Here is a 12,174-nt window from a genome sequence, read left to right on the forward strand (position 1 = left end):
CGCAAATGTAGCACGAACTTCGGAAAGAGGGCACTGGACTATGGTTCGGAACGACGCCGAGAGCAACCTCGCCGCCGGGGCTGCGAGCGCGATCAGCGGTGGAAGATCGAGGTGAGGCCGGGGAACTGGCTGGTCTGCGGCTCCGGCTGGGCCTGGGGCTCGGGCTGGGCGGCGGGAGGCGGCTCCTCCCGGTGCGAGGCGTGTCTTGGTTTCGTTCCCCTGGCGGTGGACCTCGGCGCGGCGCGATGTTCGCCCGGGTTCGCCTCGCCCCTCGGCGCTTCCGCCTTCATGGTCAGGCGCTGACCGTCGAACACCGTGGTCTCGCAAGGCCGGCGGCTTCCGCCCAGTGCGGCGCAGGTCCGGGCGGCGGCCGCCGCGTCGTTGAGCGGGCCGGCGACCAGGCGGAGCTGCATGCCGAAGCCATTGTTGCGCTCGCGGATCGAAACCAGTGGCCGCAGCTGCGCGAGCAGCGCGGCGTCCGATTTGAGCAGGCCGCGCCAGAGGGCGCGCAGGCCGTCCACCGAACTGGCGGCGCCGAGGTCGATGCCGAATTCCGTCCGCGACACCGCGATCTCCGCGGGCGCCGTCGTCGTGGCCGTGACAGTGGCCGGCGGCGGCGTCCCGACGGGAGGCGGCGCGGACAGGGCCGCGGCCGGCGCCGGCTTGTCGGGCCCGGTTTCAACGGCGTCGGCCGGCTTCGCCGCCGGCGGGAGCGACCTGGCTTCCGGCTTGGCTTCGGGCTTGGTTTCCGGTCTGGCTTCGATGAGCCTGGGCGCGCCTGGATCGGCTGGCGCGTCGATCGTGGTGGCCGCGAGCTGCTCGTGCGGCGCGGGCGGGGTGGCCGTGGCTCCAGGTGCGCTCGGTGCGCTGTCCGGCGGGGGGGGCGGCGCCCGCTCGGCGGTGGCGGCCGGAGCGGCAACGACGGCCGGTGGCAGCAGATTGACCGGCTGGCTCGCCGCCGTCAGCACGAGGGAGGCGGGCGGGCTGTGGCGCGCCACCGATCCGGTCACCGATTCCAGCCCCTGCTCAAGCACCGTGACGCGGGCGTAAAGCCGGTCGCGATCGCTGTTGAGGGTGTCGACGGCCGACGACAGCCGCCGCGTTTCCGACTGCCCCTCCTTGGCGACCCACTGGATCTGCCGGGCCTGCCGCACCAGCTCGGCGGCGGCGACCTGGTCGCGGCGGGCGCCATCGACGGTATGGGAGGCGAAGAAAGCGATGACGAGCGAAGCGATGGCGGCGGCGGCCCAGGAGCCCAGCTTCCACAACGCGCCGGTGCTCGACGTCTCTTCTTCAGCCAGGACATTGGACAGCCAGCCTTGACCGTCGTCGGCGGTCATTTCGGCGAGCTCGGTGTCATCCTTAGCCATTCGGCACTGACTTGTCCGGAGGCCGCCCTCCGGCACCAGGGGCGGAGGCGGCTCGTGGTCCTGATCGGAGAAAGGGGGGGACGCGAACGCACAGGCGCGGTGACAGACACGGTGGACGCAACGTCCCGGAATGACCGCGTCTTTCGCCGCCCCCCGAATCGCTGAGCAAAGACTAACAGGAACCGCCGCCGCGCGCCGCCCGGCCGTCCGGGGTGGTAAAGGCCTTTTGTCGCCGGAACGGCTCGGCTATGACGGCCCGGATAACCGTCGTTCTCGGCCGAAGGACTCCCATGACCGGCAGAACCAACCTGACCATTGTGCTCGCGGCGGGCGAAGGCACCCGGATGCGCTCCTCGCTGCCGAAAGTGCTGCACGAGGTCGCCGGCCGGCCGCTGATCGCTCACGTGCTGTCGGCCGCGCCGGCGGGCGCCGGCACGGCCCTCGCGGTGGTGGTCGGCCCGGACCATGGGGCCGTGGCGGAGACGGCGCGCAAGGCCCGCAGCGATGCCGGCATTTTCGTCCAGCAGGAGCGCCTTGGCACCGCCCATGCCGTGCTGGCGGCGCGCGCGGCGATCGCCGCCGGCCACGACGACCTGCTCATCGCCTTCGGCGATACGCCGCTGATCACCGCCGAGACCTTCGCCCGCCTGCGCGCGCCGCTGGTCGAGGGCGCCGCCGTGGTGGTGCTGGGCTTCCGCGCGGCCGATCCGACCGGCTACGGCCGGCTGGTGACGGAGGGCGATCGGCTCGTCGCGATCCGCGAGCAGGCCGATGCCTCGGAGGCGGAGAAGGCCATCACGCTGTGCAATGCCGGCGTCATGGCCTTCGACGGTCGCGCCGCGCTCGGCCTCATCGAGGCCATCGATGCCAACAACAGCAAGGCTGAATTCTATCTGACCGACGCGGTGGCGATCGCCCGTGCCCGCGGGCTCAAGGCCGTCGTGATCGAGACCGACGAAGACGAGGTCCGCGGCATCAATACCAAGGCGCAGCTCGCCGAAGCCGAAGCGGTGATGCAGGCAAGGCTGCGGCGTGCGGCGCTGGAGGCCGGCGTCACCATGGTCGCGCCCGAGACCGTCTATCTCGCTGCCGACACCCGCTTCGGTCTCGATGTCGCGATCGAGCCCTTCGTGGTGTTCGGCCCCGGCGTCAGCGTCGGCGACGGCGCGGTGATTCATGCCTTTTCCCATCTCACCGGCGCCACGGTCGGGCCGAAGGCCTCCATCGGCCCCTATGCGCGATTGCGGCCGGGAACCCAGCTGGGCGAGGGGGTGCGGATCGGCAATTTCGTCGAGACCAAGGCCGCGGTGATCGAGGCTGGCGCCAAGGCCAACCATCTCAGCTATCTCGGCGACTCCCACGTCGGCGCCAACGCCAACATCGGCGCCGGCACCATCACCTGCAACTACGACGGCTTCGACAAGCACCGCACCGAGATCGGCGCCGGCGCCTTCGTCGGCACCAATTCGTCTTTGGTCGCGCCGGTCACGATCGGCGCGGGGGCCTATATCGGCTCCGGCTCGGTGATCACCCGCGACGTGCCTGCCGATGCGCTGGCGCTGGAGCGCAACGCCCAGGCCGGGCGCGACGGCTGGGCCAAGCGCTTCCGCGAGGCGAAGCTCGCGCTCCGGAAGGGACGCGGCAAGCCGGAATGAGACCCATGGGATCGGCAAGGTGCACGGCTGCCGCCTCGCCGCCGAACCTGTGTCAATCCGCAACAATTGTTGAGAGCCGGATCGGGCGAAAGCCCGCTAAGAGATTCAGCTGAAATCAAGCCGATCTGGAGAGAATAGCCCGCATGTGCGGCATTATCGGAATTCTGGGGCGCGGTCCGGTCGCGGACCAACTGGTGGATTCGCTCAAGCGGCTCGAATATCGCGGCTACGATTCCGCCGGGGTGGCGACGCTGGAGCATGGCGAGATCGATCGCCGTCGCGCCGAAGGCAAGCTCAAGAATCTGGAGGCGCGCCTCAAGGCGGCGCCGCTGTTCGGCGATACCGGCATCGGTCATACCCGCTGGGCGACCCACGGCAAGCCGACCGAGGCCAACGCCCATCCGCACGCCGCGGCCAATGTCGCCGTCGTCCATAACGGCATCATCGAGAATTTTCGCGAACTGCGCGACGTCTTGCAGAAGCAGGGTGCGCACTTCCAGAGCGAGACCGACACCGAGGTGGTCGCCCATCTCGTCGAGTCCTATCTCGCCAAGGGGCTCTCGCCCGAGGACGCCGTCAAGGCGACGCTGCCGCGGCTGCGCGGCGCTTTCGCGCTCGCCTTTCTCTTCAAGGGGCACGACGATCTGATGATCGGCGCGCGCAAGGGCTCGCCGCTGGCGATCGGCTACGGCGACGGCGAGATGTATCTCGGCTCGGATGCCATCGCGCTCGCGCCCTTCACCGAGACCATCAGCTATCTCGAGGACGGCGACTGGGTGGTGCTGACCCGCAGCTCGGCGGTGATCCGCAGCGAGAGCAACGGCATCGTCAAGCGCGAGGTGCTCAAGTCCGGCGCCTCGAGCCTGCTGGTCGACAAGGCCAATTACCGTCACTTCATGGCCAAGGAGATCCACGAGCAGCCGGAGGTGGTCGGTCATACGCTGGCGCGCTATGTCGACATGGCGAGCGGGCGGATCGCGCTGCCGGCCAAGCTGCCGTTCGACTTCCGCGATATCGAGCGGATCTCGATCACCGCCTGCGGCACGGCCAACTATGCCGGCTATGTCGCCAAATACTGGTTCGAGCGCCTGGCGCGGGTGCCGGTCGAGATCGATATCGCCTCCGAATTCCGCTATCGCGAGGCGCCGCTGCGCCGGGGCGATCTTGCCATCGTGATCTCGCAATCGGGCGAGACCGCCGACACCCTGGCGGCGCTGCGCTATGCCAAGGAGCAGGGCGTCCACACGCTGTCGGTGGTCAATGTCGCGACCTCGACCATCGCGCGCGAGAGCGAGACGGTGGCGCCGACGTTGGCCGGGCCCGAGATCGGGGTTGCGTCCACCAAGGCCTTCACCTGTCAGCTGGCGGTGCTCGCCGCCCTCGCCATCGCCGCCGGCAAGGCGCGCGGCGTGTTGTCCGACGAGGACGAGGCCAAGCTGGTGCACGGGCTTGTCGAAATTCCGCGGCTGATGACCGCGACGCTGGCGATCGAGCCGCAGATCGAGAAGCTGGCGCGCGACATCGCCAAGAGCAAGGACGTGCTCTATCTCGGGCGCGGCACCAGCTATCCGCTGGCGCTCGAGGGCGCGCTCAAGCTCAAGGAAATCTCCTACATCCACGCCGAGGGCTACGCCGCCGGCGAACTCAAGCACGGCCCGATTGCGCTGATCGACGAGCACATGCCGGTGGTCGTCATCGCGCCGCACGACCGGGTATTCGAGAAGACGGTCTCCAACATGCAGGAGGTCGCCGCGCGCGGCGCCAAGATCATCCTGATGACCGACGCCAAGGGGGCGGCCGAGGCGACGGTGGATTCCCTCGTCACCATCATCCTGCCGGACATGCCCGCCATGGTGACGCCGCTGGTCTACGCCATTCCGGTCCAGCTTCTGGCCTATCACACGGCCGTGGTCATGGGCACCGACGTCGACCAGCCGCGGAACCTGGCAAAGTCGGTCACCGTCGAGTAGGGCCGGCGCCCCGGGCTTGGGCGCGACCGAGGGGCGCGACCACGCCACGGGTCGTCTTGGTGCCGCGGAAATCGTGCTATAAGCCGCACGAAGATATCCCGCGCGCCGCGCTGCGATGACCTGGACACCCCCAATTCTGGACACGAAATGACCACCAACGAACAGCCGCCCGGTTCGGGCGGCGACCTGCCGCCTGTCGATCCGGCGCCGGAAACCCCGCCGGGCTTCATGGCGGGCGTGCGCAACAACTTCCTCACCGGCCTGATCGTCGCCGGCCCCGTCGCCATCACCATCTATCTGACCTGGTGGTTCGTCACCTGGGTCGACGGCTTCGTCCGGCCGTTCATTCCGGTCGATTATCGCCCCGAGACCTATCTGCCCTGGCACATTCCCGGCTCGGGTCTCGTGATTGCATTTGTCGCGCTGACCCTGCTTGGTTTCCTGACCCGCAACCTGATCGGCCGCACCCTGGTCGAGTTCGGCGAGCGGCTGCTCGGTCGCATGCCGGTGGTGCGGGCGATCTATCGCGGCCTCAAGCAGGTGTTCGAAACCCTGTTCTCGGGCAACGGCTCGAGCTTCCGCAAGGTCGGCCTCGTCGAATTCCCGTCGCCAGGCATGTGGTCGATCGTACTGATCTCGCAGCCGCCGGGCGATGTCGTCGCCAAGAGCCTGCCGGGCCAGCAGGAATACATCTCGGTCTTCCTGCCCTGCGCGCCGAACCCGACCACCGGTTTCTTCTTCTACGTACCCAAGGCCAGCGTCATCGAGATCGACATGCGCACGGAAGATGCCGCGACCCTGATCATGTCCGCGGGGGTGGTGCAGCCGGGCGTCCCCGTCGACAAGAAGGTGGTGGCCCTCGCCGAGATGGCCAATGCGGTACGTCTCGCAGCCCGCAGCGAAAGCGGCGGCAAGACCGCGGCGCCGGGCCAGTAAGGGCGCGCGTCGTGTTCGCGCCGGCCTTCCTCAGCCGGCGCCGATCAGCGGGATCGCCTCGTCGCGCTCGAACAGATAGAGCAGGCAGCGCAGCGCCTCGCCGCGTTCGCCCTCCAGTCTGGGGTTGTCCTCGAGGATGCGCAGCGCCTCGTCTCGTGCCTGGGGGATGAGCTGGCCGTGGACCTCGGCCCGCGCGATGCGGTAGCCGGGCAGGCCGCTCTGGCGGGTGCCGAGGACGTCGCCTTCGCCGCGCAGGCGGAGGTCTTCCTCGGCGATCCGGAATCCGTCGGTGGTGTCGCGGATCACCCGCAACCGCGCCGCCGACATCTCGCCGAGCGGTTCGCGGTAGAGCAACAGGCAGGTGGAGGCCTCCGTTCCGCGGCCGATGCGGCCGCGGAGCTGATGAAGCTGGGCAAGGCCGAAGCGCTCGGCATTCTCGATCACCATGATGGTCGCCGCCGGCACGTCGACGCCGACCTCGACGACGGTGGTGGCAACCAGCAGCGTGGTCTCGCCGGCGGCGAAGGCGGCCATGGCCCGGTCCTTCTCGCTGCCCTTCATCTTGCCGTGGACGAGACCGACCTTGTCGCCGAACCGCGCGGTGAGGCTGGCGAAGCGCTGCTCGGCGTCGATCAAGTTGTCGATCTTGTCGGATTCCTCGACCAGCGGGCAGATCCAGTAGACCCGCGCGCCGCGGTCGAGGGCCCGGCCGATCGCCTCCATGACCTCGTCGAGCCGGCCGGCGGGAATGGCGCGGGTATCGATCGGCTGGCGACCGGCCGGCTTCTCCCGCAACTCCGAGATGTCCATGTCGCCGAAATAGGTCAGCACCAGCGTGCGCGGGATCGGGGTCGCGCTCAACACCAGCACGTCCACCGCCTTGCCCTTGCTGGTCAGCGCCAGGCGCTCGCGCACGCCGAACCGGTGCTGCTCGTCGACCACCGCGAGGGCGAGGGTCTTGAACACCACGTCGTCCTGAATCAGCGCGTGGGTGCCGACCAGGAGATCGATCTCGCCCTCGGCGAGGCGGGCCAGCAGCTCCCGTCGTTCCTTGCCTTTTTCCCGGCCGGTGAGGATGGCGACGGACATTCCCGCGGCGGCGGCGAGCGGCGCGATGGTCTTGTGGTGCTGGCGCGCCAGGATTTCCGTCGGAGCCATCAGCGCCGACTGGCCGCCGGCTTCGGCCACCGCCGCGGCGGCGAGCAGCGCCACCACCGTCTTGCCGGAGCCGACGTCACCCTGCAGCAGCCGCAGCATCCGCAGCGGCTCGGTGAGGTCGCGGGCGATCGCTTCCGCGGCGTCGCGCTGGGATTGCGTCAGCGCGTAGGGCAATGCGTCGATGACGGCGCGGCGCAGATGACCGTCACCGGCATGGCGGACGCCGGCTGGCCGGCGCAGCTGCGCCCGCACCAGGGCGAGCGCGAGCTGGCCGGCGAGCAATTCGTCATAGGCGAGGCGCGACCAGTAGGGCCGCTCGGGCAGGATGTCGTCGGGGACATTCGGCGCGTGCAGATGGCGCAGCGCCTCGGCGAAGGAGGGAAAGCCGCAGCGCCGCAGCACCTCCGGCGCGATCCATTCCGGCAGCTCCGGCAGGCGCTGCAGGGCCTGGCCGACGGCACGGCGCAGCGCGCCCAGCGCAAGGCCTTCGGTCAGCGGATAGACCGGCTCGATCAGCGCGAGCTTGGCGAGACCGGCCTCGTCGACGATGCGGTCGGGATGGACGATCTGCAGCGAGCCGTCGAACAGTTGCGCGGTGCCGGAGACGTAGCGCCGCTCGCCCTTGGGCAGCAGCTTCTCGATATAGTCGCGCTGGGCGCGGAAGAAGGTCAGCACGACGTCGCCGGTCTCGTCGCTGGCATAGACGAGATAGGGCGCCCGCGAGCGCCCCGGCGGCGAGGGCCGGTGGCGGTCCACGGTCACCTCCAGCGTCACCACGGTGCCGGGCTGCACATCCTTGATCTTCGGCCGGGCACGGCGGTCGATGATGCTGACCGGCAGATGCAGCAGCAGATCGACCAGGCGCGGGGTGTCGTCGCAGCCGAGCAGGTAGCGAAACAGCTTGTCCTGCTTCGGCCCGACACCCGTCAGGCTGGTGACCGGCACGAACAGCGGATTGAGGCGTTGTGGGCGCATCGAACTCGAATCAGGTGCCAGGGCGGACCACGCCGTGCTTTGGCACGGAGCGGCAACAGGGGGCAACAGGCTGGCGATGACGGGCGCAGCGGTGATCCCGTGGTGCGGCCGCATCAGGCACGGAAGAATGGCGGCCGCGCGGCGGCAGGGGAGATTTTCGAGGCGATATCGGAGCTGACATCGGCGGCCCGCGACGCTATATCAGGCCCGCCCGGCACGTCCGGGCTTTCGGCGTTGCATGGATGGGACCAATGACAGGCACGACACGGTCGAGCGAAGGGCTTACTGACAGGCGCAAGCGGCTGTTGTACCGCTGCTGGCATCGCGGCACCCGCGAGATGGACCTGATCATGGGCCGCTTTGCCGACGCCCATATCGCCGGCTTGAGCGAGGCCGAACTCGACGAGCTGGAAAGGCTCGGCGAACTGCCCGAGCCCGAGCTCTATGCGGCGCTGTCCGGCACCGGGCCCATTCCGCAGGAATTCGCCAACGGCCTCTTCCTGCGCATCAAGGCCTTCGGGGCTGTGAGTCCCGGCCTATGAGCAAACAGGTGCGCTCGCCGGCCGAACTGCTGGCGCCCGGGCAGCCGCTGACGCTCGCCAACGTCGCCGAAGGCGGCGAGGGGCTGATCGTCTCCGATCTTGCCCGCGCCCTGGCGGCCCGGCCCCATCCGTCGGCGGTCAGCCTCGCGGTGATCTGCCGCGATGGACCCCGCATGGCGCAGCTGGCGCGCGCCCTGGAGTTCTTCGCTCCCGATCTGTCGGTGATGCAGTTCCCGGCCTGGGACTGCCAGCCCTATGACCGCGTTTCGCCCCATGGCGGCATCGTCGCCCAGCGTGTCACGACGCTGGCGCGCCTGTCGCGGCTGCGCGGCAGCGACAAGCCGCTGGTGGTGCTGACCACGATCAACGCGGCGCTGCAGCGGGTGCCGCCGCGGGAGGTGATCGCCGCCCAGGCGCTGTCGGTGGCGCCGGGCCATGCCGTCTCGATGGATTCCGTCGTCGCCTGGCTCGAGCACAACGGCTACGGCCGTTCCTCGACGGTGCGCGAATCCGGCGAATATGCCGTGCGCGGCGGCATCCTCGACCTGTTTCCCGCCGGCCTCGACCAGCCGGTGCGCTTCGATTTCTTCGGCGACACCCTGGAATCGATCCGCACCTTCGACGCAGAGACCCAGCGCACCTTGCTCGACATGCGCGCGCTCGATCTGGTGCCGGTCGCCGAATTCCAGCTCGTCACCGAGACCATCCGCCGCTTCCGCATGGGCTATGTCGCGCAGTTCGGCGCGCCGACCCGCGACGACCTGCTCTACGAAGCGGTCAGTGAAGGCCGTCGTCATCCCGGCATGGAGCATTGGCTGCCGCTGTTCCAGGAGCGGATGGAGACGCTGTTCGATTATCTCGGCGGCGCCGCCGTCGCCATCGAGCCTCAGAGCGAGGAGGCGGCGCGCGAGCGCGTCGCCCAGATCGCCGATTACTACGATGCGCGTCGCGAGGCGCTGGAACACCCAGGCGGCGGCGCCGTGTACAAGCCGCTGCCGCCCGATCGCCTCTATCTCACAGCCGAGGAGTGGGGCAGCCGCCTCGCAGCGGCGCGGCTGGCGCGGCTGACGCCGTTCGCCGTGCCGGAAGACGGCGGCCACGTCTTCGATGCCGGCTTGCGCCAGGGGCGCAATTTCGCGCCGGAGCGCGCAGATGCCGGCGTCAATGTGTTCGAGGCGGTGGTCGCCCACATCCAGGCGCTGCAGGCGGCGCGCAAGAAGGTCGTGGTGGCGCTGTGGACCGAGGGCTCGCGCGAGCGCATGGCCAACATGCTGCGCGACCACAAGCTCATTCACCTCACCAGCGTCAATTCCTGGCGCACGGTGCAGGCGACGCCGCGCAACGAGACGACGCTGGCGGTGGTCGGCCTCGAGGGCGGCTTCGAGTCCGCCCAGATCGCGGTCATCAGCGAGCAGGACATCCTCGGCGATCGCCTGGTGCGGCCGCGACGGGCGAGCCGCAAGCTCGAGAACTTCATTTCCGAGGTCACCAGCCTGTCGACCGGCGATCTCGTCGTCCACGTCGAACACGGTATCGGCCGTTTCGTCGGCCTGCAGACGCTGGACGTCGCCGGCGCGCCGCATGACTGCCTCGAGCTGCATTATGCCGCCGACACCAAGCTGTTCCTGCCGGTGGAGAACATCGAGCTGCTGTCGCGCTACGGCTCGGAGCAGACCGATGTCGAGCTCGACCGGCTCGGCGGCACCGGCTGGCAGACGCGCAAGGCCAAGCTGAAGAAGCGCATCCGCGAGATCGCGGCCGACCTGATCCGCATCGCCGCCGAGCGTTTCCTGCACGAGGCGCCGAAATGCGAGGCGCCGCAGGGCAGCTACGACGAATTCTGCGCGCGCTTTCCTTACGAGGAAACCGAGGACCAGCTCGCCGCCATCAACGCCACGCTGCACGATCTTGAAACCGGCAAGCCCATGGATCGCCTGGTCTGCGGCGACGTCGGCTTCGGCAAGACCGAGGTGGCGCTGCGGGCCGCCTTCGCCGTCGCCTTGCAGGGCAAGCAGGTCGCGGTCGTGGTGCCGACGACGCTGCTCGCCCGCCAGCATGCCAGGAACTTCGCCGAGCGCTTCCGCGGCTTTCCGGTCACGGTGGCGCAGGCCTCGCGTCTCGTCAGCGCCAAGGAGCTCAATCAGGTCAAGAAGGGACTCGCCGACGGCACGGTCGACATCGTCGTCGGCACCCATGCGCTGCTCGGCAAGGCCATCAAGTTCAAGGACCTCGGCCTGCTGATCGTCGACGAGGAGCAGCATTTCGGCGTCAGCCACAAGGAAAAGCTCAAGCAGCTCCGGGCCGAAGTCCACGTCCTGACCCTGAGCGCGACGCCGATACCGCGCACCCTGCAGCTGGCGCTCACCGGCGTCCGCGACCTGTCGATCATCGCCTCGCCGCCTGTCGACCGCCTCGCGGTGCGCACCTTCGTGGCGCCGTCCGACCCGCTGATGATCCGCGAGGCGCTGCTGCGCGAGCGTTATCGCGGCGGCCAGTCCTTCTATGTCTGCCCGCGGATCGACGATCTCGCCGAGATCAAGGATTTCCTCGACAAGCACGTGCCGGAGATGAAGGTCGCCGTCGCCCACGGCCAGATGCCGCCGACCGTGATCGAGGACATCATGTCGGCGTTCTACGACGGCAAGTTCGACATCCTGCTGTCGACCACCATCGTCGAATCCGGCCTCGACATTCCGACCGCCAACACGCTGATCGTTCATCGCGCCGACATGTTCGGCCTCGCCCAGCTCTATCAGCTGCGCGGCCGGGTCGGCCGCTCCAAGCTGCGCGCCTATGCGCTGTTCACCCTCCCGGTCCAGCACAAGATCACGCAGCAGGCCGAGCGCCGCCTCAAGGTGCTGCAGTCGCTCGATACCCTCGGGGCCGGCTTCCAGCTCGCCTCCCACGACCTCGACATCCGCGGCTCGGGCAACCTGCTCGGCGAGGAACAGTCCGGCCATATCAAGGAAGTCGGCTTCGAGCTCTACCAGTCACTGCTCGAGGAGGCGATCACCAGCCTCAAGGCCGGCATCACCGAGCCGGTCGCCGATCGCTGGTCGCCGCAGATCACCCTCGGCATGCCGGTGCTGATCCCCGACGACTACGTCAAGGATCTCGCCGTGCGGCTGTCGCTCTATCGCCGCCTCGCCGACCTCGACAGCGACGAGGCGATCGCCGATTTCGGCGCCGAGCTGCGCGACCGCTTCGGGCCGCTGCCCGACGAGGTGCGCTACCTGTTCAAGGTGGTGGCGATCAAGGCCTATTGCCGGCGCGCCAATGTCGAGAAGGTCGATGCCGGTCCCAAGGGCGCCGTCATCGCCTTCCGCGACAATTCCTTCGCCCATCCCGATCGCCTGGTCGGTTTCATCCGTCGTCATGGCGCCGCCGCCAAGGTGCGGCCCGACATGAAGGTGGTGTTCCTCCAGGACTGGCAGACGCCGGACGAGCGGATCGAGGGCGCCACCACCATCCTGCGCGATCTCGCCGATCTCGCCGAGGGCCGCAAGGCGGCGTGAGGGCGACGGGCAGCGGTCGGTCATCGAGGGCGACCACATAGCCGTCGTCACGC

General features: G+C 69.0%; 7 protein-coding genes. 5 read left to right on the forward strand and 2 right to left on the reverse strand.

Annotated elements, in window-relative coordinates:
- Positions 1 to 92: 92 nt before the first annotated feature.
- A complete protein-coding gene (locus DB459_RS21635) occupies positions 93 to 1,370 on the reverse strand; it encodes a hypothetical protein (RefSeq protein ID WP_253707648.1) in 1,278 nt (425 codons plus the stop codon).
- 290 nt (positions 1,371 to 1,660) lie between these two features.
- On the opposite strand from DB459_RS21635, the gene glmU reads away from it, so the two are divergent.
- From glmU to DB459_RS21650, 3 genes are all read left to right on the forward strand, one after another.
- Positions 1,661 to 3,025, forward strand: coding sequence for a bifunctional UDP-N-acetylglucosamine diphosphorylase/glucosamine-1-phosphate N-acetyltransferase GlmU (glmU, locus tag DB459_RS21640; RefSeq protein ID WP_253707650.1), 1,365 nt, complete (start codon positions 1,661 to 1,663; stop codon positions 3,023 to 3,025).
- A 143-nt stretch (positions 3,026 to 3,168) separates the two neighbouring features.
- On the forward strand, positions 3,169 to 4,995 hold the full coding sequence (gene glmS / locus DB459_RS21645) for a glutamine--fructose-6-phosphate transaminase (isomerizing) (protein WP_253707652.1): 1,827 nt from the start codon (positions 3,169 to 3,171) through the stop codon (positions 4,993 to 4,995).
- A 147-nt stretch (positions 4,996 to 5,142) separates the two neighbouring features.
- The gene (locus tag DB459_RS21650; RefSeq protein ID WP_253707654.1) at positions 5,143 to 5,931 is read left to right on the forward strand and encodes a DUF502 domain-containing protein; all 789 of its coding nucleotides are present in this window, start codon (positions 5,143 to 5,145) and stop codon (positions 5,929 to 5,931) included.
- 30 nt (positions 5,932 to 5,961) lie between these two features.
- On the opposite strand, the gene recG is transcribed toward DB459_RS21650, so the two are convergent.
- A complete protein-coding gene (recG, locus tag DB459_RS21655; RefSeq protein ID WP_253707656.1) occupies positions 5,962 to 8,064 on the reverse strand; it encodes an ATP-dependent DNA helicase RecG in 2,103 nt (700 codons plus the stop codon).
- A gap of 251 nt (positions 8,065 to 8,315) precedes the next feature.
- Between recG and DB459_RS21660 the strand changes: the two genes are divergently transcribed.
- Together DB459_RS21660 and mfd are read left to right on the forward strand one after the other, a co-directional pair.
- Positions 8,316 to 8,606 (forward strand): succinate dehydrogenase assembly factor 2, encoded by a 291-nt coding sequence (locus tag DB459_RS21660; protein WP_253707658.1) that lies wholly within the window; start codon positions 8,316 to 8,318, stop codon positions 8,604 to 8,606.
- Positions 8,603 to 12,121, forward strand: a complete 3,519-nt coding sequence (gene mfd / locus DB459_RS21665) for a transcription-repair coupling factor (RefSeq protein ID WP_253707660.1) — start codon at positions 8,603 to 8,605, stop codon at positions 12,119 to 12,121. The genes DB459_RS21660 and mfd overlap by 4 nt, the downstream gene beginning before the upstream one ends.
- The last annotated feature ends 53 nt before the right edge of the window (positions 12,122 to 12,174 follow it).

Source organism: Bradyrhizobium sp. WD16 (assembly GCF_024181725.1).
GTDB lineage: Bacteria > Pseudomonadota > Alphaproteobacteria > Rhizobiales > Xanthobacteraceae > Bradyrhizobium_A.

Excerpts from the sequence above, each read along its gene's own strand:
- DB459_RS21650 (WP_253707654.1), top strand. The coding sequence starts at position 5,143 with ATGACCACCAACGAACAGCCGCCCGGTTCGGGCGGCGACCTGCCGCCT.
- recG (WP_253707656.1), bottom strand. The coding sequence starts at position 8,064 with ATGCGCCCACAACGCCTCAATCCGCTGTTCGTGCCGGTCACCAGCCTG.
- mfd (WP_253707660.1), top strand. The coding sequence starts at position 8,603 with ATGAGCAAACAGGTGCGCTCGCCGGCCGAACTGCTGGCGCCCGGGCAG.
- DB459_RS21660 (WP_253707658.1), top strand. The coding sequence starts at position 8,316 with ATGACAGGCACGACACGGTCGAGCGAAGGGCTTACTGACAGGCGCAAG.
- glmS (WP_253707652.1), top strand. The coding sequence starts at position 3,169 with ATGTGCGGCATTATCGGAATTCTGGGGCGCGGTCCGGTCGCGGACCAA.
- DB459_RS21635 (WP_253707648.1), bottom strand. The coding sequence starts at position 1,370 with ATGGCTAAGGATGACACCGAGCTCGCCGAAATGACCGCCGACGACGGT.
- glmU (WP_253707650.1), top strand. The coding sequence starts at position 1,661 with ATGACCGGCAGAACCAACCTGACCATTGTGCTCGCGGCGGGCGAAGGC.